The organism is Halomonas sp. NCCP-2165, assembly GCF_023708045.1.
Classification (GTDB): Bacteria; Pseudomonadota; Gammaproteobacteria; order Pseudomonadales; family Halomonadaceae; genus Bisbaumannia; species Bisbaumannia pacifica.
In genome coordinates, this window is record NZ_BRCY01000001.1 from 32,417 (window position 1) to 55,845 (window position 23,429).

A 23,429-nucleotide genomic window follows, 5' to 3' on the forward strand; every position below is an offset into this window, starting at 1 on the left:
ATCTTTCCGTTGATACAGGGATGAACCACGTCATGCAACGATTCACGCGTCATGGCCTGCTTGGCCTATTGGCGGCGGCACTGCTGCTGTTGACCGCCTGCGGCCAGGAGCAGGCTCCGCCGCAGGCCGAGGGGGGCGAGCGCCCACCGCAACCCAAGGCGGTCATGGAGATGGCCTACCGCGACCTGCCCCTGGAGAAGTCCTATCCGGCGTTGCTGCGCAGCGACGATGAGGTGACCCTGGTGGCCCGGGTCACCGGCTTCCTGGAGGCCCGGCATTTCGAGCCCGGGGAGCGGGTGGAGGCGGGCCAGCGCCTCTTTACCATCGAGCCGGACCTCTACCAGGCCCAGGTCAATCAGCGCGAGGCCGACCTGCAGAGCGCCCGGGCCGAACTGGCCCGTGCCCAGCGCGATGCCGAACGCTTCGAGCGCCTGCTGAGCCAGAATTCGGTGAGCCGCCAGCAGGTGGATCAGGCCCGCGCCGAGCTGGGCGTGGCCCGCGCCGGCGTGGCTCAAGCCGAGGCCGCCCTGGCCAGCGCCACCATCGACCTGGGCTACGCCGAGGTCACCGCGCCGGTGGCGGGACGGATCGGGCTCAGCCGGGTCAACGTGGGCAACCTGGTCAATGCCGGCACCGAGCTGGCCACCATCACCCCGCTGGATCCCCTCGAGGTACGCTTCCAGCTGCCCCAGCGGGAGGCCCTGGAGCTGCGCCGTCAGCTCGCGGACCAGCCCCTCGACAGCGTCGAGGCGAGCCTGGCCGTGCCGGGGCAGGACGCCTTGCGCGGGCGCATGAGCTTCCTGGGGTCGCGGGTCGACGAGGGCACCAGCACCGTCCAGGCCGCGGCGGTCTTCGCCAATTCCCGGGCGGCGGTGCTGCCGGGGCAGTTCGTGCGGGTGCGCATCGAGGGGCTCAAGCGCTTCGAGGTGATGGCGGTGCCCGAGATCGCCGTGACCCAGGGCCTGATGGGCCCCCAGGTCTTCGTGCTGGACGAGCAGAACCTGACCCGGGCACGCACCGTGACCCTGGGCGAGGCGGCGGGTCCCTGGCAGATCATTCGCGAGGGCCTCGAGCCCGGCGATCGGGTGGTGGTGGGGGATCCCGCCGGCCTGCAGCCGGGCACGCCCATCGAGCCGCAACCCTTCACGGGACTCGAGGCGGCCGAGGCGAGCGCGGATGAGGCAGCGTTCGAGCCGGCCGCGGCCGCCGAGGACGGCGCCTCATGACCTTCTCCAATTTCTTTATCAAGCGGCCGATCTTCGCCAGTGTGCTGGCGATCATCCTCACCGTGATCGGGGTGATGAGCATGCGGGTGCTGCCCATCGAGCAGTACCCCAGCGTGGTGCCGCCCACCGTCTCGGTACAGGCCAGCTTCCCCGGGGCCAATGCCGAGACGGTGGCGCAGACGGTGGCCGCGCCCCTGGCGGAGGCCATCAACGGCGTCGAGAACATGCTCTACATGACCTCGAACAGCGCCGACAATGGCTCCATGAGCCTGGACGTGGCCTTCGATATCGGCACCGATGGCGATATCAACACCATCAACGTCAACAACCGGGTGCAGGGGGCCCTGTCGCGGCTGCCCGAGGCGGTGCAGGCCCAGGGCGTGACGGTGGAGCTGCGCTCCAGCTCGATCCTGATGCTGGTGGCGCTGATCTCCCCCGAGGAAGATTATGACCGCATCTACATGCAGAACTACGCCACCCTCAATATCCTCGACGAGCTGCGCCAGGTGCCCGGCGTCGGCAGCGCCGAGGTGCTGGGGGGCGGCGAGTTCGCCATGCGGGTGTGGATGGATCCCGACAAGCTGGCCCAGTACGACCTGACGCCCAGCGAGGTGGCCCGGGCGATCCGCGCCCAGAACACCGAGGTGCCGGCGGGCAGCCTGGCGGCCACGCCGCAGGGCGAGCCGCGGGCCTACACCTACACCATCACCGCCGGCGGACGCCTCTCCAGCGTCGACGACTTCCGCGAGATCTTCCTGCGCACCAACCCGGACGGTTCGGCGCTGCGCCTGGCGGATGTGGCGCGCATCGAGCTGGGGGCCTCCTTCTACGGGGTGGAGGCGCGCCTCAACGGCGGCACCATGACGCCGATCATCATCAACCAGCAGCCCGGGGCCAACGCCCTGGAGACCGCCGAGGCGGTGCGTGTCACCATGGCCGAGCTGGCCTCGCGCTTCCCGCCGGGACTCGAGCAGGTGGTGCCCTATGACACCACCCAGTTCATCGATGCCTCGGTGGAGACGGTCAAGGGCGTCTTTATCGAAGCCTTCCTGATCGTCGGCGTGATCCTGTTTATCTTCCTGCAGAACTGGCGCTTCACGGTGATCGCCATGTCGGTGGTGCCGGTCTCGGTGCTGGCCACCTTCGCCGGCTTCTACCTGTTCGGCTTCTCCATCAACCTGCTGACCCTGTTCGCCCTGGTGCTCTCCATCGGCATCGTGGTGGACGACGCCATCCTGGTGGTGGAGAACGTCGAGCGGGTGCTGGGCGAAGACGACGAGATCAGCGTGCGCCAGGCCACCATCCAGGCCATGAAGGAGGTCGGCGGGCCGGTCATCGCCACCTCCCTGATCATGGCCGCGGTCTTCGTGCCGGTGGCCTTCCTGGGCGGCTTCACCGGGCAGATCTACCAGCAGTTCGCCATCACCGTGGCGGTCTCGGTGGCCTTCTCGGCGCTGATGGCGCTGACCTTCACCCCGGCGCTGTCGGCGATCTTCATCAAGCACAAGCCGCAGCTGGCGCAGTCACCGCTGATGCGGGCCCTGCATACGCCGCTACGCCTCTTCGATCGGCTCTTCGCCGGTATCACCGCCGCCTACATGTGGGTGGTCAAGGGCCTGGTGCGCTTCTGGGGCCTGGCGCTGCTGCTCACCGTCCTGGTGGGGGCGGGCTCCTGGTGGCTCTATCAGAAGACGCCGGCGACCCTGGTGCCGGAGACCGATCAGGGCATCGTGCTGGCCGCGGTGCAGCTGCCAGATGCCGCCTCCCTGGCGCGTACCCGGGCCTATATGGCCGAGCTCAGCGAGCGGATCGAGGAGATCCCCGGGGTGCAGTACTCCTCGGCGGTGGCCGGCTATGACATCCTCTCCAGCTCGGTGAATACCGCCCGCGGCATCATCTTCGTCAATATGCTGCCCTGGGACGAGCGCGAGCTGACCGCCGACGAGCTGGTGGGGCGCATCATGCAGCTGGGGGCCCAGATCGAGGGGGGCTCGGCGATGGCCTTCAATATGCCGCCGATCATGGGGCTGTCGACCACCGGCGGTTTCACCGGTTACCTGCAGTCCTTCGAGGGGGCCTCGCCCCAGGAGCTGTTCCAGGCGTCGCTGCAGGTGATGCAGGCGGCCAACGAGCATCCGGTGCTGCAGCAGGTGTTCACCACCTTCAACGTCAATGTGCCCTCCTTCCGCGCCGAGATCGATCAGCAGAAGGCGCTGAGCTATGGCGTGGCCCTGGAGGACCTGAATGCCACCCTGTCGAACACCTTCGGCAACGGCTTCGTCAACTTCTTCAGTTACCAGAACCGCAACTTCCAGGTCTACCTGCAGAACGAGGACGAGTTCCGTCGCACCCCGGATGACCTGGGCAGCGTCTATGTGCGCGGCGGCAACGGCGAGCGCATCCCGCTCTCCGAGTTCGTGACCCTGGAGCGCCAGACCGCCCCGGCGGTGGTGTCGCGCTTCGGCGTCTACCTGGGGGCCCAGTTCCAGGGCGGCGCCGCGCCGGGCTACAGCTCCACCCAGGCCATCGCCGCCATGGAGGAGGTGGTGGACGAGACCCTGGGCAGTGGCTGGGGCATGGGCTGGACCGGCACCGCCTATCAGGAGAGCCAGCTGGGCAGCACCGCCACCCTGGCCATCGTCTTCGGTATCCTGATGGTGTTCCTGATCCTCGCCGCCCAGTACGAGAGCTGGTCGCTGCCGCTGGCGGTGCTGACCTCGACGCCCTTCGCCTTCCTGGGGGGCATCGCCGGCATCGCCCTGCGCGGGCTCGATACCAGCGTCTATGTGGAGATCGGCATGTTGGTGGTGGTGGGCCTGGCGGCCAAGAACGCCATCCTGATCGTCGAGTTCGCGGAGCTGCAACGGCGCCACGGCAAGTCGATTCGCGAGGCGGCGATCACCGCGGCGGAACTACGCTTCCGACCGATCGTGATGACCTCCCTGGCGTTTATCCTGGGGACCCTGCCGCTGGCCCTGGCCACCGGTGCCAGCGACGTCAGCAGCCACCATATCGGCACCACGGTGGCGATGGGCATGGCCTCGGTGGCGATACTGGGCAGCTGCTTCGTGCCCAGTTTCTACGCCATGATCGCCAGCGTCTCCACCTGGCTTCGGGAGCGTTTCTCCGGGCCAGAAGCGCCGCCGGCCCTGGAGGAGAAGCCCTCCCCTTGAGGCGAGTATCGCCAGCGACGACGCGGGCCCCGGTGGGGCCCGCGTTTTTTATGGGCCGCCACCGGGCATGGTCTACGCTAATTAGAGAAAACTACTTTGTTGGCTAGGTTTTGTACGAAAAGTCGGCGAGCGATGGCCAGACAAGGCAAAAATCGGCGAAAAGACGGAGTTTACGGGGTGTAAATGAGTACTTTGAGCCGATTTTTAACGCCGTATGGGTGAGCGCAGGCAGTTTTCGTACAGAGCCTAAGTACATCGTCGGCTAAGTACCGACCAAGGAGCGCGCCATGGATGCCCTGATTCAGGTCCTGCTCGGCTTCCCCCTGGGGGTCTTTACCCTGGCCCTGGGACTACTGCTTCTCTACTGGCTGCTGGTGATCCTGCGCCTGGCGCCCCTGGAGTGCTTCGAGCACGACAGCCTCAAGGGCGATCACCTGGCCAGTACCCTGGTGGCGCTGGGCTTCGCCGGCGTCCCGGCCAGCGTGGCCCTGACGGTGTTGCTGGCGATCGCCGGGGGCCTGACCCTGGCCCTGGAGCTGCTGCTCCTGCGCTGGCTGCCCCTGGGGCTGTTGCGCATTCCGGTCGGGGTGGCGGTGCTATGGGGGGCCCTGGCCCTGGCCTCGCCGCTGGCCGCCGGGCTCTGCCGCGCCCTGCACCCCTGGTTCCACCGCCATGGAGGCAAACGCTGCCTGCTGGGGGAGACGGTGGTGGTCGGTGCCGACTGCGACGCGGAGGGCTGTACCCGGGCGACCCTGGTGGATGATCCGGCCCATGAGGTGCGCCTGCATGGCAAGGCGGAAGGCCTGCCCCGGGCCGGGGAGCGCCGGGTGCTGGTGAAGTACCTGGCCGACGAGGCGCGCTACCGCAGCGTGCCGCTACAGGAGTTCGAGGAGGCCCGGGCACGGCTGCGGCGACTGCGTCGCGGGCGGCGGCCGAATGGTGGTCGGGCCGCCTCCCATTGAGGCGGCCTCAGGCGCCTTTCAGCAGGCGCAGCAGGGTATCCACCAGCTCGCCGCCGCGGGCCTCGATGGAGAACTCCTCGGGATTGCGCAGCCAGTCGTGGAAGAGGCCGCCCAGGGTCGCCTGCAGCAGCTGGGCGGCGAGCATGGGGGAGATATCCTCGCGCAGCTGGCCCCGGGCGGCGGCGCACTGGAAATACTCCTCCAGGGCGCCGCAGGATTCGTCGACCATACTGTTCTGCATGGCGATGGGGTCGATATCGCCGAAGAACTCGCAACGATGCACCAGGATCGAATAGACCCGCTGGTAGCGGGGCTGTGCCAGGCGCACGAAGCCCTTGTGGCAGGCCAGGCGAATCGCCTCCAGGGGCGAGTCGCCATGGCTATCGGTGCCGACCTCTTCCACCAGCTCCTGAAAGGGCAGGCGTACGCGATCCAGCAGGGCGGTGAAGAGATCGCCCTTGTTCTTGAAGTGCCAGTAGAGGGCACCCCGGGTCATGCCGGCCTGGCGGGCGATTTCCTCCAGGGAGGTACGGGCCACCCCCTTGGCATAGAATACCGCTTCGGCGGCATCCAGCAGGGCCTCGCGGGTGGCTTCGGCTTCGGCTTTGGTCTTTCGGGCCATAATGGGTCTCGAGGGAGCGGGGGGCGTTCCAGTTTACCCCAGGCCCTGTAAAACTTACATTCATGATTGTATATATAAGGAGTCGCCGGCGTTGAGGGCCAAGGCTCGTGTCGGCGGGTGAGGAGGCGTATAAGGAAGCCAGCCTCTTGAGATAGGAAGTGTTCCATGGCGCGTGCTCCCTTCGAACTCGCCGGCGTACGGGTCGCCCCCGGCGCCCGGGCCCAGATCGATGTCCCCGTGGCCAAGCTCTATACCCATGCCCCCCTGCATATTCCGGTGGAGGTGATTCACGGCCGCCAGAGCGGGCCGGTACTGCTGGTGTGCGGGGCCATTCATGGCGACGAGATCAACGGCGTGGAGATCGTGCGCCGCCTGCTGCGCTCCAGTGCCGTGCGCGGCCTGCGCGGTACCCTGATCGCCGTGCCCATCGTCAATGTCTTCGGCTTCGTCCAGCACAGCCGCTACCTGCCCGACCGCCGCGACCTCAACCGCTGTTTCCCCGGCAGCGAGGCGGGCTCCCTGGGCTCCCGGGTGGCGGCGCTGTTCCGCGAGCAGATCGTCGACCTGGCGACCCATATCATCGATTTGCATACCGGCGCCATTCACCGCACCAACCTGCCGCAGATTCGCGCTCAGCTGACCCCGGAAGGGGAGACCGAGGCCATGGCCATGGCCTTCGGCGTGCCGGTGATCCTCAATGCCGAGCTGCGCGAGGGCAGCCTGCGTCACTATGCCCAGGGCAATGGCGTGCCGGTGCTCACCTATGAAGCCGGCGAGGCGCTGCGCTTCGACGAGTGGGCGATTGCCCCCGGGGTGCGGGGCGTGCGTCGGGTGATGCGCAGCATCGGCATGCTGAGCGGCGACCGGCGTCGGGCCACGCCCCCTGCCGCCGAGGTGGCCAACGGTTCCAGTTGGGCCCGGGCCCCCATCGACGGCATCCTGCGTCCCAAGGTGCGCCTCGGCGCCCGGGTGGGCAAGGGCGAACTGCTGGGGGTGGTGGCGGACCCCTTCGGCAACGTGGAGGGGGAGGTGCTGGCCAACGCCGACGGTATCGTGATCGGCATGAGCAACCTGCCCCTGGCCAACGAGGGGGAGGCGCTCTTCCACGTGGCGCGCTTCGATGCCATCGAGGAGGCGGAGAGCGCCATCGAGACCTTCCAGTCGGACTACGAATCCTTGCCCGAGGGCCTCAACCTCAAGTAGCCGGGGCGGCGGCGGGCACCGGTGTGCCTTCCGGGACCAGGCCCAGGGCATCGTCGAAGACCGCCAGGCCGGCGCCATCGCGATGGGCATGCTCGGAGAGGTGGCGGCGGAACTTGCGCCCTCCCGGACAGCCCTGGAAGAGCCCCAGCAGATGGCGAGTCAGGTGATTGAGCCGGGCGCCCTCCGCGAGGCGCCGGGCGATATAGGGACGGAAGGCCCGGGCCGCGGCGTGGCGACTCGTCGCGGGGCCCGGCTCGCCGTAGAGGGCCGCGTCGACGCCGGCCAGCAGCCAGGGATTCTGGTAGGCCTCGCGGCCCACCATCACGCTATCCACGTGTTCGAGCTGTTCGTGGCACTCGTCGAGGGTCTTGATGCCGCCGTTGATGCCGATATGCAGCGCCGGTCGCTCGGCCTTGAGGCGGTGCACCCGAGGATAGTTGAGGGGCGGAATATCGCGGTTCTCCTTGGGGGAGAGCCCCTGCAGCCAGGCCTTGCGGGCATGCACGATAAAGGTGTCACAGCCGGCATCGGCCACGACATCGATAAAGTGCGCCAGGTCGGCGTCCTCGTCCTGATCGTCGATGCCGATGCGGCACTTCACCGTGACCGGAATCGATACCGCCTCGCGCATCGCCTTCACCGCCGCCGCCACCTTGTCGGGATGCCCCATCAGGCAGGCACCGATCAGGTTGTTCTGGACGCGATCGCTGGGGCAGCCCACGTTGAGGTTGACCTCGTCATAGCCCCAGGCCTCGGCGATCGCCGCGCACTCAGCGAGTTCGCCGGCATCGCTGCCGCCCAGCTGCAGGGCCAGGGGATGCTCCACCGGGTCATGGCCCAAAAAGCGCTCCCGGGGGCTGCCATGCAGGATGGCCCCGCTGGTGACCATCTCGGTATAGAGCAGGGCGCGCCGGCTCAGGGTGCGGGCGAAGGCGCGATAGTCGCGGGTGGTCCATTCCATCATCGGGGCGACGGAGAAGGTACGGTCGAGTCGGGGCATCGGTATCACGGGGTAGCGCGGGAGAGGCAGCCATTCTACCAGCCCCGACGCGGGATGCGAGGGCTGAGTCAGCGCTCGCCGGCGCGGACATCTCCACCTCGCCCAGGCGTATGGCGTAGGCGGATAGGCGCTATGGGGGGCGGCGGCTGGCCTGGGCGGGGCCGGCTGGGTATAACGGCGCCTCCGTGAAATGACTGAGGAGACGAGAGATGGCCGAGTCCCTGGCGAGTGCCGCCATGTTCGTGATCTTCGTGGCGGCCTGGTTGAGTATTTCCATTGCCCTGGGGCGGCGGGGTCTGCTCTGGCTGCCGCGCCAATTGCTGGCCATGGGCCTGGCCTTCGGGTTGGCCATGGCCTTCGTGGCCGCGCTGCTGTGGCTGGGCGTGATCGGCGACTCCGCCTGAGTTGATTCGGGACAGGATCGCCGTGGCGTCGTTGTGCGATCACCACAGGGAGCCCAGAGAGTGGAGATCAGCATGAGCGAGCGATACGAGGTCCTCAGGCGGCTGCGGGATGACCTGGCGTGCGCCGATGCCTGAGTTCGGCGACGCGGGGCGTTGGAACGAACGACCGGGGGCGATGGTAGTCTAGAGAGGCACTGAACTCTCGGGAGGTCTTTCATGGAGGCGAGGCGCCGATTGTCCTGGCTAGCGGCGATGGCCCTGCTGCTGAGCGTGGTCGGATGTGGTGGCGAGGCGGAGCCTCCGGCATCTCCATCCACGTCCGGCGGTGGTGAGGGGGCGCCCCCTGGGGTCGCCGATGCCCCTGACCCCGCGCTGCCGGCCGCGGTGCTGGACGAGCCGATCCGTGTCAGCCTGTCGGCGCTGCCCCGGGATGACCGGCGGCTCGCTGTTTCCGGGGCGACCAACCTGCCCGAGGGTACTCGACTCCAGTTGGTGGTGATTCGCGAGGCCAGCGGTGTCAGCTGGCGTCAGCGCCTCCAGGTCGGCGAGGACGGCAACGTCGAGGCGGGGCCCCTCGGTCCCGGCAGCGGCCTGGCGGCGGGCCGCTATATCCTGCGCCTGAGCATGTCCCCGGCCAGCGTGCAGCCTCCCCGGGTTCGGGCGGTGGTCGGTGAGCGGGGCGAGCACCTCAGTGGTGACTGGGTGCGGGAGTCCGGCCATGGGCTGGGGCGCATTATCGAGTACCAGGTTCCCTATGAGCTTAGCCATCGCTGAGTGCGGGGGTCACTCCTCGAGGCGGGCCCAGCGTGCCACCACCTTGCCATGCAGGTCGAGCCGTTCGGGCTCGGTCTCCAGGCGGCGCAGCTCCAGTCGTCCCTCGTCTTCTACCAGATAGAGGCCCGCTCCCTGATAGAGGCTGAGTGGCCGGATGGCGGCCAGCGCGCCGGCGGGCAGGGCCTCGAAGGCCTCGTCACCGGCCGCTGCGACCAGATAGGCGGGAGCCTTCTCGCCGTCGAGTATCAGGGTCGGGGCGCCCTGGCCGCTCCAGGGCAGCGGCAGGTGATGGGAGAGACGCAGCGGCTGCTGGCCACCGAAGGCGCCATCATCCAGCAACTGGCTCAACGGACAGCCCAGGGCCTCGGCCAGGGCCACCAGGCGCTCGTGACCGATCTGTTTGATGGCACCCGACTCCCAATAGGAGATGGTGACATCGGAGACGCCGACCCGGCGAGCCAGGGCGGCCTTGTTGAGCTGGGCGTGTAAACGAAGCTGCTTGATTCGGGGACCGAGCGATTCCATCGAAGTCTCTCGTCAGCGTGAAAGGGGGGAGGTCGCGGCATATCGGGGCCCAGGGGGCCGACCACGAAGGGTCAACGATAAGTCGACACCGCTGCTGTGACAACGACGGATGCGTTAAGTTGCGTTTGTTCCGGGGGACTGGACAGGGGACAGGAGCAAAAAGAAAAGCGCGCCGGTTGTCGATCAACATCCGGCAGCGCGCAAAGCAGATATGCACTGAAGGCGTCATCCAGGCCGGCAGTGACCGGCCCGATGGCGTTGACCCGTCGAGGGAGCCACGGCTCGTCTCGGCAGGCAGGGCCAGTATAGTCAGTCGGCATTTGCGGAATAAGTGGGTACAATCGAAAACTAGTGTTTCCATTATGGAAACATTGCCTGAACACAGGCTCGATGGAAGCCCGATAGAGGAGAAGCCGCGGTGGCGACCCTGGATGCGCTCAAGGTTTTCGTGGAGGTCGTGCGCAGCGGCAGCTTTACCGCCGCGGCACGCCGTCTGGGCATTTCCAAGTCGCTGGCCTCCAAGCGGGTGGCGGCCCTGGAAGAAGAGCTGGGGGTGAGCCTGCTCAACCGCTCCACCCGCTCGCTGCACCTGACCGAAGCGGGACAGATCTACTACGAGCACGGCCTGCGCATCCGTGAGGAGCTGGCCGCCGCGGAGGCCCAGGTGCAGTCGGTGACGGCGCGGCCTCGGGGCCAGCTCAAGGTGAGTGCTCAGGTCAGCTTCGGTTTCATGTACCTGGCCGAGCCGACCACCGCTTTCATGCGTCGCTATCCGGACGTGGCGGTGGAGATCTTGCTCGAGGATCAGCGCTTCGAGCCCATCGACGACGCCGTGGACCTGGCCATCCGCATGGGCCCGCTGCCGCCTTCCAGCCTGGTCTCGCGGCCGCTATGCAAGGTGGTCTATGGCCTCTATGCGGCGCCGGATTACCTGGCGAGAATCCACCAGCCGCTGCATCACCCCCAGGATATCGCCCGGCACGACACCGTCTTCTACGGCAACTACGACCTGGGCGCCCACTGGCGCTTCTCGCTCAATGGGCAGCCCCTGGACGTGGAGCCCCATTCGCGGCTGGTGATCAACAACCTGCTGGGGGTGGTCGAGGCCGCCAAGGCGGGCTTCGGCCTGGCCTATCTGCCCACCTTCGCGGCTCGCGCGGCGGTGGAGGAGGGGCGCCTGGTGCCGCTGTTGCAGCCTTACTGGAACGAGCATGGCAGCATGCTGGTGTTGTTCCGCTCCCGCAAGTACCTCCCCGACAAGACCCGGGCCTACCTGGATTTCATCACCGACTGGTTCCACGAGCACCTGGTGCTGTAGGGAACTCCGGTGCTACCAGGGGATGGGCTCGCCGGCCCAGTCCCAGAAGCTGCCGCTCTCCTCGGCGCGGCGCTCGCCGATGACCCCGAGCAGTCGCTCGGCGACGAAGTCGGGAGTGAACAGCTTGCCCTCGGGTACCCGGGCCTGGAAGGGGCGGGAGAGGGCGCTGTCGGTGGTGCCGGGGTGCAGGCAGAGCACGCAACTCTGCGCATTCAGCCGCTTGAGCTCCACGGCGGCGGTGCGCATCAGCATGTTATGGGCGGCCTTGCTGGCCCGGTAGCCATACCATCCCCCCAGGCGGTTGTCGCCGATGGAGCCGACCCGCGCCGAGAGGCTGGCGACGATGGCCGGGTGATCTCCCTTGAGGTGCGGGTGCAGCGTCTTGAGCAGCAGCGCCGGGGTGATCGCATTGACCAGATAGAGGTGCTGCAGGGCCTCCTCGTCGAGCGCTTCCAGGCGCTTCTCCGGCAAGGTCTCGCCCTCGTGAAGGACACCGATGGCATTGAACCAGAGGTGCAGGGGCCTATCGCCCAGGGCCTCGGCGATGGTTCGGCGTCCCGCTTTGCTCGCCACCTCGGCCTCGATCCAGGTCAGGCGGGCATCGACGAGGGCCGGGGAGGCGGGCCGGCGACTGACGGCGATCACCCGAGCGGGGCGGGAATCGGCCAGCAGCGCCCGAATCACGGCGCCGCCGATGGCCCCCGAGGCGCCGGTCACCAGGGCGGTGAAGTCGTCGGGCAGGTTGGCTAGCATGAGCGCTCCTCGCAACGGTGAACTCTTGTGGAGACTGCCGCGGCGGGGCCGGGTTCCGATGGCTGCTGGACAGGGGACGAGTGCGTATAATCGCCCTCCAGGACATCACCTCTCTAGCCAATGGATTCCGAGATGACCGTACGTACCCGTATCGCGCCGTCCCCCACCGGCGACCCCCATGTGGGCACCGCCTATATCGCCCTGTTCAATCTCTGCTTCGCCCGCCAGCAGGGCGGACAGTTCATCCTGCGCATCGAGGACACCGACCGCGAGCGCTCCACCCCGGAGTCGGAGCAGATGATCCTCGACTCCCTGCGCTGGCTGGGCCTGGAGTGGGACGAGGGGCCCGACGTGGGCGGTCCCCATGGGCCTTATCGGCAGAGCGAGCGGGGCGATATCTACGCCGAGTACGCCCGCCAGCTGCTGGATGCCGGCCACGCCTTCAAGTGCTACCGCACCAGCGAGGAGCTCGACGAGCTGCGCGAGGCGCGCAAGGCCGCCGGCCTGCAGATGGCCCTCAAGCCCGCCGACCTGGCCCTGCCCGAGGAAGAGGTGGCGCGCCGCGAGCGGGAGGGCTGGCCCTATGTGGTGCGCATGCGGGTTCCCACCGAGGGGACCTGCCGAGTCAAGGATCGCCTGCGCGGGGTGATCGAGGTGGACTGGGCCCAGGTCGACGCCCAGATCCTGCTCAAGTCCGACGGCATGCCCACCTACCACCTGGCCAACGTGGTGGACGACCACCTGATGGGCATCACCCATGTGCTGCGTGGCGAGGAGTGGATCAACTCCGCTCCCAAGCATCAGCTGCTCTACGAGTACTTCGGCTGGGAGATGCCGGAGCTGTGTCATATGCCGCTGCTGCGCAACCCGGACAAGTCGAAGCTCTCCAAGCGCAAGAACCCGACCTCCATCAACTACTACCGGCGCATGGGCTTCCTGCCCCAGGCGGTGACCAATTACCTGGGTCGCATGGGCTGGTCGATGCCCGATGAGCGGGAGAAGTTCTCCCTCGACGAGATGATGGCCCACTTCGATGTCGAGCGGGTCTCCCTGGGCGGGCCGGTCTTCGACCTGGAGAAGCTGACCTGGCTCAACGGCCTCTATATTCGCGAGGACCTGGACGACGACGCCTTCCTCCAGGCGCTGCGCGACTGGGCCTTCAACGAGGCCTATGTGCGCGAGATCCTGCCCCAGGTGCGCCCGCGGGTGGAGACCCTCTCCGAGGTGATGCCGCTGGCCGGCCACTTCTTCTCCGGCCTGCCGGCCATCGACGAGTCCAGCTTCGCGAGCGTCAAGCTGGAGCGCGACGAGCTGGTGCGCCTGCTGCAGTTCCTGGTGTGGCGCCTGGAAGGCGTCTCGCGCTGGGACAAGGAGAGCCTGCTGGTGGAGGTCAAGGCCCTGGCCGAGGTCTTCGAACTGAAGATGAAGGCCTTCCTGGCCCCGGTGTTTATCGCCGTGACTGGCTCCGCCACCTCCACCTCGGTACTGGACGCCATGGCGATCCTCGGCTCGGACATGACCCGCGCCCGGCTGCGCCACGCCATCGCCGTGCTGGGTGGCGTCTCCAAGAAGCAGGCCAAGCGCCTGGAGAAGGAGTTCAAAGCGCTGTAAGCAACCGGCTTCGCACGGAGCTTGAAGCCTTCAGCTTGAAGCTGGAAGAACAACCGCCTCCGAGGCCTTGCCCCGGAGGCGGTGCCATTTAGGCTGTTATCCAGCTTCCAGCTTCCAGCTTCCAGCTTCCAGCTTCCAGCTTCCAGCTTCCAGCTTCCAGCTTCCAGCTTTAAAAAGGTGTTGACGAAGCCGAGGGGAATCAGTACTATACGCCTCGTCTTCACGAGATGCGGGGCCTTAGCTCAGCTGGGAGAGCGCAACACTGGCAGTGTTGAGGTCAGCGGTTCGATCCCGCTAGGCTCCACCACCATCTCGAGAGTCTGGAAGATGCGTCCCATTCGTCTAGTGGTCTAGGACACCGCCCTTTCACGGCGGTAACAGGGGTTCGAACCCCCTATGGGACGCCACTTTCCACACCACTCCAAGCAAGACCGGCGCCGAAAGGCGTTTTTTTTGTCTCTCGATTCCGGGTCGGCCCCGATCCAGCGGGAGCCTTCCGGCCTGTTTTCTCCTCGAATTTCCCCCTCTCGGGCTTGACAACCCTCTCGAGTTGTCCACCTCGACTGTCACTCTTCTGTCACCCTGTGCACAACCCGGCAACGAGCCGCGTGGTTGCGGTGATTCTTATTTTATCCTTTTAAAATCAATAGCTTATAAATGGATAAAAATTGATCAATCTAAGCGTAACCCCCTTGTCATGGCGCCTGCTGGCCCTTTTCTCGAGGTTTTGAACAGCCTTATCCACAGTTTGTGTGGAAAAGCCGCGGCCTGGGGATAAGGGCCGGAGCGTGAGAAGGGCGTGGGATCTCAGGCCCCGGGCGGGGTGCCGCCATCCGCCGTCCTGTGAGTCGGCGGATGGCTCCCGGGGCGGGTCAGTCGCGCTGCAATCGCTTGAGCAGCGACGAGGTATCCCAGCGGCCGCCGCCCATCGCCTGAACGTCGCCATAGAACTGATCCACCAGGGCGGTCAGCGGCAGGCGAGCCCCCAGCTCCCGGGCCTGGTCGAGGCAGATGGCCAGATCCTTGCGCATCCAGTCCACCGCGAAGCCGTGGTCGTAGTCGCCCTCGATCATGGTGCGGTGGCGGTGATCCATCTGCCAGGAGCCGGCGGCGCCCTGGGAGATCACCTCGATCACCCGCTGCGGCTCCAGGCCCGCCTTGTCGGCCAGGTGCAGGCCCTCCGCCAGGCCCTGGACGACGCCGGCCACGCAGATCTGGTTGACCATCTTGGTGAGCTGACCGCTGCCGGCGGGCCCCATGTGAGTCACCGCCTTGGCGTAGTGGGCCAGGGGCGTCTCGACCCGGGCGAAGGCCTCGGCCTCGCCGCCGCACATGATGGTCAGGGCGCCGTTCTCGGCGCCCTGCTGGCCCCCGAGACCGGGGCGTCGAGGAAGTCGACGCCGGCCTCGCGGCAGGCGGCGTCGAGCTCCTGGGCCAGGCTCGCCGAGGCGGTGGTGTGATCCACCAGCAGGCTGCCCGGCGCCATGCCGGCGAGGGCGCCCTGCTCGCCACGGGTGACCTGGCGCACATCGTCGTCATTGCCGACGCAGACTAGTACCAGCTCGGCGCCGCTGGCGGCCTCCCGAGGCGTGGGGTGGTGGCTGCCGCCGTGCTCGGCGACGAAGGCCTCGGCCTTGGCCGCGCTGCGATTGTAGACGCGGACCGTCAGGCCCGCTTTGGCCAGATGTCCGGCCATGGGGTAACCCATCACGCCCAGGCCGATAAAGGCGACGGTAGAAAGGGGGGAGGCCATCGGGAGACTCCTCTTCGTGGTTGCTGGGGGTAAAACACGAAAGGCCGCCCCATGGGGCGGCCTTTCGGGTTGCGTGCTGCGCTGGCGCTTACTCGGTGGGGTAGTCGCGTTGCGGATGACCGATATAGAGCTGGCGCGGGCGGCCGATCTTGTGGTCGCCGCTGATCATCTCGTGCCAGTGGGAGATCCAGCCGATGGTGCGCGACATGGCGAAGATCACCGTGAACATATTGGTGGGGATGCCGATCGCCTTGAGGATGATGCCGGAATAGAAGTCGACATTGGGGTAGAGCTTGCGCTTGACGAAGTACTCGTCCTCCAGGGCGATCTCCTCCAGGCGCTTGGCGATGCGCAGCTGCGGGTCGTCGGCCAGGCCCAGCTGCCCAAGCACCTCGTCGCAGGTCTCCTTCATTACCTTGGCGCGGGGGTCGAAGTTGCGGTAGACCCGGTGGCCGAAGCCCATCAGGCGGAAGGGGTCGTCCTTGTCCTTGGCCTTGTCGATAAAGCGCTGGATGTTCTCCTCGGAGTCGTCGCCGATCTCGTCGAGCATGTTCAGCACCGCCTCGTTGGCGCCGCCGTGGGCGGGGCCCCAGAGGGCGGCGATGCCGGCGCTGATGCAGGCGAAGGGGTTGGCGCCGGTGGAGCCGGCCAGGCGCACCGTGGAGGTGGAGGCGTTCTGCTCGTGGTCCGCGTGGAGCATGAAGATGCGATCCATGGCCTTGGCGAAGACCGGATTGATCTGGTACTCCTCGCAGGGGTTGCTGAACATCATGTAGAGGAAGTTTTCCGCATAGCTCATATCGTTACGCGGATAGTTGAAGGGCTGGCCGATGTTGTACTTGTAGCACATGGCCGCCAGCGTCGGCATCTTGGCGATCAGGCGAATGGCGCTGATCTGCCGATCCTCCTCCCGGGTGATGTCCAGGTGGTCATGGTAGAAGGCCGCCAGGCCGCCCACCACGCCGCACAGGATCGACATGGGGTGGGCGTCGCGACGGAAACCCTTGTAGAAGTTGGCCAGCTGCTCGTGAACCATGGTGTGGTTGCGGATGGTGCGCTCGAAGTTCCGGTACTCTTCCTTCGAGGGGCGCTCGCCATTGAGCAGCAGGTAGCAGAGCTCCACGTAGTTGGAGTGCTTGGCCAGCTGGTCGATGGGGTAGCCGCGGTGCAGCAACACGCCCTTGGCGCCATCGATATAGGTGATGGCGGATTGGCAGGAGGATGTGGCCATGAAGCCGGGATCATAGGTGAAGACGCCCTCGGCGCCCAGGCCGCGGACATCGACCACGTCGGGGCCGACGGTGCCGGAATAGACAGGCAGCTCGATTACCTTGTCCAGCCCTTCGATCGTCAACTGCGCTTTCCTGTCAGCCATGCCGGCCTCCTCTGTCTCTTGTTTCGGACGATAAGTCGTTGTCTCGCTTGCCATGCTGGCGGAAAAAGTTCGCCCACTATAGAAGCGTGTCGGGGATTGTCAATTAGCCGAAAGGTCGTTTGGTTTTATGTCTAACCCTTTGTGTACATGTTTGGTAAAGGACTTGCTGCCCTGCATCATTGTGCGCTTCTGATGGTGACGGTCAAGGCTAAACCATGGTCGTGTTCGGCACGGTTAGGTTTGTCATGATTAGCCCTTGTCCCTATAATCCACCCCGCGCGACTGGTAGGAATGGAGTCGTGCCGACTTGGCAAACGGCCGAGCCCTTCCTCAAAACCACCGCCCGCTTGGGCCTTGCCCCAACCAGGAAGCGGGCCAAGAGAGTGTGTATAGAGCCGTGAATAGCAAACGACCCGTAAACCTCGACCTGACGACGATCAAGATGCCGCTACCGGCATTGACGTCGATCACCCACCGCATCACTGGCATCCTTCTCTTCATTGGGCTGATCTTTGCCTTCTGGGCGCTGGATACGTCGCTCTCTTCTCCCGAAGGATTCGACGCCGTCAGTCATGCCCTCTCCCACAACGTTCTCGTCAAGCTCATCGCTTGGGGGCTGCTGTCGGCCTTGGCCTACCACTTCGTGGCCGGCATCAAGCACCTGCTGATGGACATGAACATCGGCGTCACCCTCGAGGGCGGCTTGAAGAAGGCACAGGCCACCGTGGTCATCAGTGCCGTTCTGATCATTCTGGCGGGAGTCTGGGTATGGTAACCAACATCACAAGCTTCGGCCGCAGCGGCCTCTCCGACTGGCTGATCCAGCGCGTCTCCGCGCTGATCCTGGCCGTCTACACACTCTTTATGGTCGGCTATCTGCTGTTCAATCCGGGCCTGGACTACGCGGCCTGGAGCGGGCTCTTCTCCGCCACCTGGATGCGTATCTTCTCGCTGCTGGCCTTCGTCTCCCTGGCGGCCCACGCCTGGGTCGGCCTGTGGACCGTGACCACCGACTACCTCAAGCCCACCGCCGTGCGCATCGCCGTGCAGCTTGTCGTTATCCTGGCCATCTTCGTTTTTCTGGTGTGGGGCATTCAAGTCCTGTGGGGAGCCTGATTCATGTCTAACATGCGTAGCCTGACCTTCGACGCAATCATCATCGGTGGCGGTGGCTCCGGCCTGCGAGCCGCCCTGGAGCTGGCCAAGTCCGGCAAGAAGACCGCGGTCCTCTCCAAGGTGTTCCCGACCCGCTCCCACACCGTCTCCGCCCAGGGCGGTATCACCTGCGCCATCGCCTCCGCCGATCCCAACGATGACTGGCGCTGGCACATGTATGACACCGTCAAGGGCGGCGACTACATCACCGACCAGGACGCCGCCGAGTACATGTGTTCCGAGGGCCCCAAGGCGGTCTTCGAGCTCGAGCACATGGGCCTGCCGTTCTCGCGCTTCGACAACGGCCGCATCTACCAGCGCCCCTTCGGCGGCCAGTCCAAGGACTTCGGCAAGGGCGGCCAGGCGGCGCGGACCTGTGCCGCCGCCGACCGTACCGGTCACGCCCTGCTGCACACCCTCTACCAGAACAACCTGAAGAACAACACCACCTTCCTCAATGAGTGGTTCGCGGTAGATCTGGTCAAGAACGCCAATGGCGACGTGGTGGGCTGCATCGCCATGTGCATCGAGACCGGCGAAGTGGTGCACGTGAAGTCCAAGGCCACCGTGCTGGCCACCGGCGGTGCCGGTCGCATCTACGCCTCCACCACCAATGCCCTGATCAACACCGGTGACGGCATCGGCATGGCCCTGCGTGCCGGCTTCCCGATGCAGGACATGGAGATGTGGCAGTTCCACCCCACCGGTATCTACGGCGCCGGCACCCTGGTCACCGAGGGCTGCCGCGGCGAGGGTGGTTACCTGATCAACAAGGACGGCGAGCGCTTCATGGAGCGTTATGCCCCCAACGCCAAGGACCTGGCCGGTCGCGACGTGGTGGCCCGCTCCATGGTCATGGAGATCCTCGAGGGTCGCGGTTGCGGCGAAGACGGCGATCACGTCTTCCTCAAGCTGGATCACCTCGGCGAGGAAGTCCTCGGTAAGCGCCTGCCCGGCATCGTCGAGCTCTCCAAGACCTTCGCCCACGTGGACCCGGCCAAGGAGCCGATCCCGGTGGTGCCCACCTGTCACTACATGATGGGCGGTATCCCCACCAACGTTCATGGCCAGGCGATCATGCAGGACGCCGACGGCAACGACCAGATCGTCAACGGCCTGTTCGCCTGTGGCGAGGCGGCCTGCGTCTCGGTGCACGGCGCCAACCGCCTGGGCGGCAACTCGCTGCTCGACCTGGTGGTCTTCGGTCGCGCCGCCGGCATGTTCATCGAGAATGCCCTGAACGAAGGCATCGACTACCTGGACGCCTCCGACTCCGATATCGAGTCCGCCATGGCGCGCATGAACCGCTGGAACGAGTCCTCCGGTGGCGAGTCCGTGGCCGAGCTCAAGCGCGAGCTGCAGAGCATCATGCAGAACTCCTTCGGCGTCTTCCGTCAGGAAGACAACATGCAGGAAGGGGTCAAACAGCTGGCCGAGCTGCGCGGGCGCATCGCCAACGCGCACCTGGAAGACAAGTCCAATGCCTTCAACACCGCCCGTGTCGAGGCCCTGGAGCTGGATAACCTGATGGAAGTGGCCGAGGCCACGGCGATCTCCGCCCTGGAGCGCAAGGAGAGTCGCGGCGCGCACTCCCGCTACGACTACCCGGACCGTGACGACGCCAACTGGCTGAAGCACTCGCTCTACTTCCCGGCCGAGAAGCGGCTTGGCCAGCGCGACGTCAACTTCGCGCCCAAGACCGTCGACACCTTCGAGCCGAAAGTCCGTACCTACTAAGGGGAGCCACGATCCATGCTTCAGGTATCCGTATACCGCTACAACCCGGAGACCGACTCCGCGCCCTATATGCAGGAGTTCCAGGTCGACACCCAGGGCCGTGATGTCATGGTGCTGGACGTCCTGCACATGATGAAGGAGCAGGACAACGGCCTGGCCTATCGCCGCAGCTGCCGCGAGGGCGTGTGTGGCTCCGACGGCATGAACATGAACGGCAAGAACGGCCTGGCCTGCATCACGCCGCTCTCCGAGGTGGTCAAGAACGGCAAGCTGACCCTGCGTCCGCTGCCGGGCCTGCCGGTGGTGCGTGACCTGGTGGTCGACATGGGGCTGTTCTACAAGCAGTACGAGCGTATCCAGCCGTACCTGCAGAACGACACCCCGGCGCCGGCCATCGAGCGCCTGCAGTCGCCGGAGGATCGCGACAAGCTCGACGGCCTCTACGAGTGCATCCTGTGCGCCTGCTGTTCCACCTCCTGCCCCTCCTTCTGGTGGAACCCGGACAAGTTCGTGGGGCCGGCGGGCCTGCTCCAGGCCTACCGCTTCCTGGCCGACTCCCGGGACGAGGCGACCCGCGAGCGCCTGGCCGAGCTGGAGGATCCGTTCTCCGTGTTCCGCTGCCGCGGCATCATGAACTGCGTCTCGGTGTGTCCCAAGGGGCTCAACCCGACCCGGGCCATCGGCAAGATTCGCGAGATGTTGCTGGCCAATGCCACTTAAATCCTCGTGGCTTGCTTGGTATCATGGGCGCCGCCCGGCAACTGCGACCCAGTGTCGCAGTTGCCCCGGCCCCGTCGAGGTCAGCCGGTGCCTAGTGCGCCGGCTTTCTTCGAACGATCATCAGGCAGATCGCGCCGGGTACAAGAATAAGTGGCCTGTTTGCAAGCTAAAGCGCCGGATGGATGAACCGCCCGCCGGCAGGGCACCAGGAACGCCGATGCGGCGACCCCCGTGTCAGGCGCCGACAACACCCCATCAGTGCAGGGTGACCGAGAGATGCAAGAAGGCATAATGGAGTTGATGTGGCGCACTTCCCACATGAGTGGTGGCAATGTCCACTATGTGGAAGCGCTCTACGAGCAGTACCTCGTCGATCCCAATGCTGTCCCCGATGAGTGGCGCAACTACTTCGACCAGTTGCCCCGCCCCGAAGGCAGCTCCTCCCAAGACGTCCCCCTTAGTCCGATTCGTGACCAGTTCTATCAGCTAGCCAAGACCCGTCGCCCCACCCAGGGTGCCGCCGCCGGCGGCGACAGCGGCGACAGCAAGAAGCAGGTCAAGGTCCTCCAGCTGATCAACGCCTACCGCTTCCGTGGCCATCAGCGCGCCAAGATCGATCCCCTCGATCTGCGCAGCCCGACCCCGGTTCCCGACCTGGATCTGGCCTTCCACCAGCTGACCCCCGCGGACCTGGACACCGAATTCCAGACCGGCTCGCTGTTTATCGGCAAGGACAAGGCGTCCCTCAAGGAGATCGTCGAGTCTCTGGAACAGACTTACTGCCGCGCCATCGGCTGTGAGTTCATGCATATCGTCGATACCGAGGAGAAACGCTGGCTGCAGCAGCGCTTCGAGTCGGTGCGCAGCGCGCCCAAGTTCAGCCCCGAGGTGCGCAAGCACGTGCTCGAGCGGTTGACCGCCGCCGAGGGCCTGGAGAACTACCTGGCCTCCAAGTACCCGGGTACCAAGCGCTTCGGCCTGGAGGGCGGCGAGTCCTTCATCCCGATGATGGACGAGCTGATCCAGCGTGCCGGCGGCTACGGCACCAAGGAAGTGGTGATCGGCATGGCCCACCGTGGCCGCCTCAACCTGCTGGTCAATATCCTAGGCAAGAGCCCCTCCGAGCTGATCGAGGAGTTCGATGGCAAGAAGGTCATCGAGCACGGCTCCGGCGACGTCAAGTACCACCAGGGCTTCAGCTCCAACGTCATGACGCCGGGCGGCGAGGTGCACCTGGCGCTGGCCTTCAACCCTTCGCATCTGGAAATCGTCTCGCCGGTGGTGGAGGGCTCGGTGCGTGCCCGCCAGGACCGCCGCAACGACGGTGACGGCACCAAGGTGCTGCCGATCAATGTGCACGGGGATGCGGCCTTCGCCGGTCAGGGCGTGGTCATGGAGACCTTCCAGATGTCCCAGACCCGCGCCTACAAGACCGGGGGCACCCTGCACCTGGTGATCAACAACCAGGTCGGCTTCACCACCTCCAACCCCCTGGACACCCGCTCCACCGAGTACTGCACCGACATCGCCAAGATGGTCCAGGCGCCGATCTTCCACGTCAACGGCGACGACCCCGACGCCGTGCTGCATGCCGCCCAGGTCGCCCTGGACTACCGCATGCAGTTCAAGAAGGACGTGGTCATCGACCTGGTGTGCTATCGCCGCCGCGGCCACAACGAGGCCGACGAGCCCTCCGGCACCCAGCCGATGATGTACGGCAAGATCAAGAACCACCCCAGCTCCCGGGCGATCTACGCCAAGCGCCTGGTGGCGCAGGGCGTACTCTCCGAGGAGGCGGCCAAGCAACTGGTCGAGACCTACCGGGAAGACCTGCTGGCCGGCAATCACGTGGCCAACGCCCTGGTCAAGGAGCCCAACAAGTCGCTGTTCGTCGACTGGGCCCCCTACCTGGGCCACGAGTGGACCGGCGACGCCGATACCACCGTGGACATGAAGCGCCTGCAGCAGCTGGCCGCCAGGATGTGCGAGATCCCCGATGGCGTCGCCGTGCAGCGCCAGGTCGCCAAGATTTACGAGGATCGTCGCAAGATGCAGGCCGGCGGCATGGCCCTGAACTGGGGCTTCGCCGAGACCCTGGCCTACGCCACCCTGCTCGACCAGGGGCATCCGATCCGCATCACCGGCCAGGACGTGGGCCGCGGCACCTTCTCCCACCGCCATGCGGTGGTGCACAACCAGAAGGACGGCAGCACCTATGTGCCGCTGGAGCATATCGCCGACGGCCAGCCGCGCTTTACCATCCACGACTCCTTCCTCTCGGAAGAAGCCGTGCTGGCCTTCGAGTACGGCTATGCCACCACCATGCCCAATGCGCTGAATATCTGGGAGGCGCAGTTCGGCGACTTCTTCAACGGCGCCCAGGTGGTGGTGGACCAGTTCATCTCCTCCGGCGAGACCAAGTGGGGCCGGCTGTGTGGCCTGACCCTGCTGCTGCCCCACGGCTACGAGGGACAGGGGCCCGAGCACTCCTCGGCGCGCCTGGAGCGCTTCCTGCAGCTGTGCGCCGAGCACAACATGCAGGTCTGCGTGCCCACCACCCCGGCGCAGATCTTCCATCTGCTGCGTCGCCAGGTGATCCGCCCGCTGCGTAAGCCCCTGGTGGTGATGTCGCCGAAGAGCCTGCTGCGCCACAAGGAAGCCACCTCCAGCCTCGACGAGCTGGCCCACGGCAAGTTCCAGATGGTGCTGCCCGACCAGGGCAAGCTCGAGGCGGAGAAGGTCAAGCGCGTGGTGCTGTGTTCCGGCAAGGTCTACTACGACCTGGCCGGCTACCGCGTCGACCAGGAGCGCGACGACACCGCCATCGTGCGCCTGGAGCAGCTCTACCCCTTCCCCAAGGAAGAGCTCTATCAGGCCCTCAAGACCTACCCCAACCTGGAGCAGGTGGTGTGGTGTCAGGAGGAGCCCCTCAACCAGGGCGCCTGGTATTCCAGTCAGCACCATATGCGGGCCGTCGCCGACATGCTCAAGGACGGCCTGGGCCGCGACCTCAAGTTCGCCGGTCGTCCGGCCTCGGCGGCTCCCGCCGCGGGCTATATGTCGGTACACGTAGAACAGCAGCGCCAACTGGTGGACGACGCCTTCAATCTGTAAGGCG

19 protein-coding genes, 2 tRNA genes and 1 pseudogene are annotated in these 23,429 nt (G+C 66.0%); 15 read left to right on the forward strand and 7 right to left on the reverse strand.

The window, feature by feature from the left end; translation table 11 throughout:
- Window positions 1–32: 32 nt before the first annotated feature.
- The 3 genes from NFU04_RS00155 to NFU04_RS00165 all read left to right on the forward strand — a co-directional run bounded on the left by NFU04_RS00155 (window position 33) and on the right by NFU04_RS00165 (window position 5,361).
- Window positions 33–1,226: an efflux RND transporter periplasmic adaptor subunit gene (locus tag NFU04_RS00155; protein ID WP_251307539.1), complete on the forward strand. Its 1,194-nt coding sequence runs from the start codon at window positions 33–35 to the stop codon at window positions 1,224–1,226.
- Window positions 1,223–4,399 carry an efflux RND transporter permease subunit gene (locus NFU04_RS00160; RefSeq protein ID WP_251307540.1) on the forward strand — a complete coding sequence of 1,059 codons (3,177 nt, stop codon included), beginning with the start codon at window positions 1,223–1,225 and terminating at the stop codon, window positions 4,397–4,399. The genes NFU04_RS00155 and NFU04_RS00160 overlap by 4 nt, the downstream gene beginning before the upstream one ends.
- 287 nt (window positions 4,400–4,686) lie before the next feature.
- Window positions 4,687–5,361 carry a hypothetical protein gene (locus NFU04_RS00165; RefSeq protein WP_251307541.1) on the forward strand — a complete coding sequence of 225 codons (675 nt, stop codon included), beginning with the start codon at window positions 4,687–4,689 and terminating at the stop codon, window positions 5,359–5,361.
- A gap of 7 nt (window positions 5,362–5,368) precedes the next feature.
- Here the strand turns inward: NFU04_RS00165 and NFU04_RS00170 are convergent, their stop codons facing one another.
- Window positions 5,369–5,983: a TetR family transcriptional regulator gene (locus NFU04_RS00170; RefSeq protein ID WP_251307542.1), complete on the reverse strand. Its 615-nt coding sequence runs from the start codon at window positions 5,981–5,983 to the stop codon at window positions 5,369–5,371.
- A 165-nt stretch (window positions 5,984–6,148) separates the two neighbouring features.
- On the opposite strand from NFU04_RS00170, the gene NFU04_RS00175 reads away from it, so the two are divergent.
- A complete protein-coding gene (locus NFU04_RS00175) occupies window positions 6,149–7,186 on the forward strand; it encodes a succinylglutamate desuccinylase/aspartoacylase family protein (protein WP_251307543.1) in 1,038 nt (345 codons plus the stop codon).
- Here NFU04_RS00175 and dusA read toward each other — a convergent pair.
- The gene (dusA, locus tag NFU04_RS00180; protein WP_251307544.1) at window positions 7,179–8,186 is read right to left on the reverse strand and encodes a tRNA dihydrouridine(20/20a) synthase DusA; all 1,008 of its coding nucleotides are present in this window, start codon (window positions 8,184–8,186) and stop codon (window positions 7,179–7,181) included. The genes NFU04_RS00175 and dusA overlap by 8 nt on opposite strands.
- Before the next feature lie 209 nt (window positions 8,187–8,395).
- Between dusA and NFU04_RS00185 the strand changes: the two genes are divergently transcribed.
- Complete coding sequence (locus tag NFU04_RS00185) at window positions 8,396–8,590, forward strand: hypothetical protein (RefSeq protein ID WP_251307545.1); 195 nt, start codon at window positions 8,396–8,398, stop codon at window positions 8,588–8,590.
- Between the two features lie 216 nt (window positions 8,591–8,806).
- Entirely contained in the window at window positions 8,807–9,364 is a 558-nt protein-coding gene (locus NFU04_RS00190) for a hypothetical protein (RefSeq protein WP_251307546.1), read from the forward strand.
- Window positions 9,365–9,373: 9 nt separating this feature from the next.
- On the opposite strand, the gene NFU04_RS00195 is transcribed toward NFU04_RS00190, so the two are convergent.
- Window positions 9,374–9,889 carry a helix-turn-helix domain-containing protein gene (locus NFU04_RS00195; RefSeq protein WP_251307547.1) on the reverse strand — a complete coding sequence of 172 codons (516 nt, stop codon included), beginning with the start codon at window positions 9,887–9,889 and terminating at the stop codon, window positions 9,374–9,376.
- Window positions 9,890–10,307: 418 nt separating this feature from the next.
- On the opposite strand from NFU04_RS00195, the gene NFU04_RS00200 reads away from it, so the two are divergent.
- Window positions 10,308–11,207, forward strand: a complete 900-nt coding sequence (locus NFU04_RS00200) for a LysR family transcriptional regulator (protein WP_146801632.1) — start codon at window positions 10,308–10,310, stop codon at window positions 11,205–11,207.
- A gap of 12 nt (window positions 11,208–11,219) precedes the next feature.
- Here NFU04_RS00200 and NFU04_RS00205 read toward each other — a convergent pair whose 3' ends face one another.
- Window positions 11,220–11,960, reverse strand: coding sequence for an SDR family NAD(P)-dependent oxidoreductase (locus NFU04_RS00205; protein ID WP_251307548.1), 741 nt, complete (start codon window positions 11,958–11,960; stop codon window positions 11,220–11,222).
- A 132-nt stretch (window positions 11,961–12,092) separates the two neighbouring features.
- On the opposite strand from NFU04_RS00205, the gene gltX reads away from it, so the two are divergent.
- The 3 genes from gltX to NFU04_RS00220 all read left to right on the forward strand — a co-directional run bounded on the left by gltX (window position 12,093) and on the right by NFU04_RS00220 (window position 13,978).
- Window positions 12,093–13,571, forward strand: coding sequence for a glutamate--tRNA ligase (gltX, locus tag NFU04_RS00210; protein ID WP_251307549.1), 1,479 nt, complete (start codon window positions 12,093–12,095; stop codon window positions 13,569–13,571).
- 231 nt (window positions 13,572–13,802) lie between these two features.
- Window positions 13,803–13,878, forward strand: a tRNA-Ala gene (locus NFU04_RS00215).
- A gap of 24 nt (window positions 13,879–13,902) precedes the next feature.
- Window positions 13,903–13,978: transfer RNA gene (locus NFU04_RS00220), tRNA-Glu, on the forward strand.
- A gap of 465 nt (window positions 13,979–14,443) precedes the next feature.
- Here the strand turns inward: NFU04_RS00220 and NFU04_RS16450 are convergent.
- The 3 genes and pseudogenes from NFU04_RS16450 to gltA form a co-directional block, all read right to left on the reverse strand.
- On the reverse strand, window positions 14,444–14,905 hold the full coding sequence (locus NFU04_RS16450) for an NAD(P)-dependent oxidoreductase (RefSeq protein WP_459382055.1): 462 nt from the start codon (window positions 14,903–14,905) through the stop codon (window positions 14,444–14,446).
- Window positions 14,885–15,324: pseudogene (locus NFU04_RS16455) on the reverse strand (NAD(P)-dependent oxidoreductase); the annotation flags it as partial. The gene NFU04_RS16450 and the pseudogene NFU04_RS16455, both read right to left, overlap by 21 nt.
- 88 nt (window positions 15,325–15,412) lie before the next feature.
- On the reverse strand, window positions 15,413–16,699 hold the full coding sequence (gene gltA / locus NFU04_RS00230) for a citrate synthase (RefSeq protein WP_251307550.1): 1,287 nt from the start codon (window positions 16,697–16,699) through the stop codon (window positions 15,413–15,415).
- Between the two features lie 397 nt (window positions 16,700–17,096).
- Between gltA and sdhC the strand changes: the two genes are divergently transcribed.
- From sdhC to NFU04_RS00255, 5 genes are all read left to right on the forward strand, one after another.
- Window positions 17,097–17,474, forward strand: a complete 378-nt coding sequence (sdhC, locus tag NFU04_RS00235) for a succinate dehydrogenase, cytochrome b556 subunit (protein ID WP_198057509.1) — start codon at window positions 17,097–17,099, stop codon at window positions 17,472–17,474.
- Window positions 17,468–17,815: a succinate dehydrogenase, hydrophobic membrane anchor protein gene (sdhD, locus tag NFU04_RS00240; protein ID WP_146801626.1), complete on the forward strand. Its 348-nt coding sequence runs from the start codon at window positions 17,468–17,470 to the stop codon at window positions 17,813–17,815. Before sdhC ends, sdhD begins: the two co-directional genes overlap by 7 nt.
- A gap of 3 nt (window positions 17,816–17,818) precedes the next feature.
- Complete coding sequence (gene sdhA, locus NFU04_RS00245) at window positions 17,819–19,591, forward strand: succinate dehydrogenase flavoprotein subunit (protein WP_251307551.1); 1,773 nt, start codon at window positions 17,819–17,821, stop codon at window positions 19,589–19,591.
- Window positions 19,592–19,606: 15 nt separating this feature from the next.
- A complete protein-coding gene (locus tag NFU04_RS00250; RefSeq protein WP_146801624.1) occupies window positions 19,607–20,311 on the forward strand; it encodes a succinate dehydrogenase iron-sulfur subunit in 705 nt (234 codons plus the stop codon).
- Between the two features lie 276 nt (window positions 20,312–20,587).
- On the forward strand, window positions 20,588–23,425 hold the full coding sequence (locus NFU04_RS00255) for a 2-oxoglutarate dehydrogenase E1 component (protein ID WP_251307552.1): 2,838 nt from the start codon (window positions 20,588–20,590) through the stop codon (window positions 23,423–23,425).
- Window positions 23,426–23,429: the final 4 nt, after the last annotated feature.

Bases quoted from the DNA above. Each gene is read 5' to 3' on its own strand.
- NFU04_RS00160 (WP_251307540.1), top strand. From the start codon at position 1,223: ATGACCTTCTCCAATTTCTTTATCAAGCGGCCGATCTTCGCCAGTGTG.
- gltX (WP_251307549.1), top strand. From the start codon at position 12,093: ATGACCGTACGTACCCGTATCGCGCCGTCCCCCACCGGCGACCCCCAT.
- NFU04_RS16450 (WP_459382055.1), bottom strand. From the start codon at position 14,905: ATGTGCGGCGGCGAGGCCGAGGCCTTCGCCCGGGTCGAGACGCCCCTG.
- NFU04_RS00255 (WP_251307552.1), top strand. From the start codon at position 20,588: ATGCAAGAAGGCATAATGGAGTTGATGTGGCGCACTTCCCACATGAGT.
- gltA (WP_251307550.1), bottom strand. From the start codon at position 16,699: ATGGCTGACAGGAAAGCGCAGTTGACGATCGAAGGGCTGGACAAGGTA.
- NFU04_RS00165 (WP_251307541.1), top strand. From the start codon at position 4,687: ATGGATGCCCTGATTCAGGTCCTGCTCGGCTTCCCCCTGGGGGTCTTT.
- NFU04_RS00170 (WP_251307542.1), bottom strand. From the start codon at position 5,983: ATGGCCCGAAAGACCAAAGCCGAAGCCGAAGCCACCCGCGAGGCCCTG.
- dusA (WP_251307544.1), bottom strand. From the start codon at position 8,186: ATGCCCCGACTCGACCGTACCTTCTCCGTCGCCCCGATGATGGAATGG.
- sdhD (WP_146801626.1), top strand. From the start codon at position 17,468: ATGGTAACCAACATCACAAGCTTCGGCCGCAGCGGCCTCTCCGACTGG.
- NFU04_RS00195 (WP_251307547.1), bottom strand. From the start codon at position 9,889: ATGGAATCGCTCGGTCCCCGAATCAAGCAGCTTCGTTTACACGCCCAG.
- NFU04_RS00190 (WP_251307546.1), top strand. From the start codon at position 8,807: ATGGAGGCGAGGCGCCGATTGTCCTGGCTAGCGGCGATGGCCCTGCTG.
- NFU04_RS00175 (WP_251307543.1), top strand. From the start codon at position 6,149: ATGGCGCGTGCTCCCTTCGAACTCGCCGGCGTACGGGTCGCCCCCGGC.
- NFU04_RS00250 (WP_146801624.1), top strand. From the start codon at position 19,607: ATGCTTCAGGTATCCGTATACCGCTACAACCCGGAGACCGACTCCGCG.
- NFU04_RS00205 (WP_251307548.1), bottom strand. From the start codon at position 11,960: ATGCTAGCCAACCTGCCCGACGACTTCACCGCCCTGGTGACCGGCGCC.
- NFU04_RS00185 (WP_251307545.1), top strand. From the start codon at position 8,396: ATGGCCGAGTCCCTGGCGAGTGCCGCCATGTTCGTGATCTTCGTGGCG.
- NFU04_RS00155 (WP_251307539.1), top strand. From the start codon at position 33: ATGCAACGATTCACGCGTCATGGCCTGCTTGGCCTATTGGCGGCGGCA.
- sdhA (WP_251307551.1), top strand. From the start codon at position 17,819: ATGTCTAACATGCGTAGCCTGACCTTCGACGCAATCATCATCGGTGGC.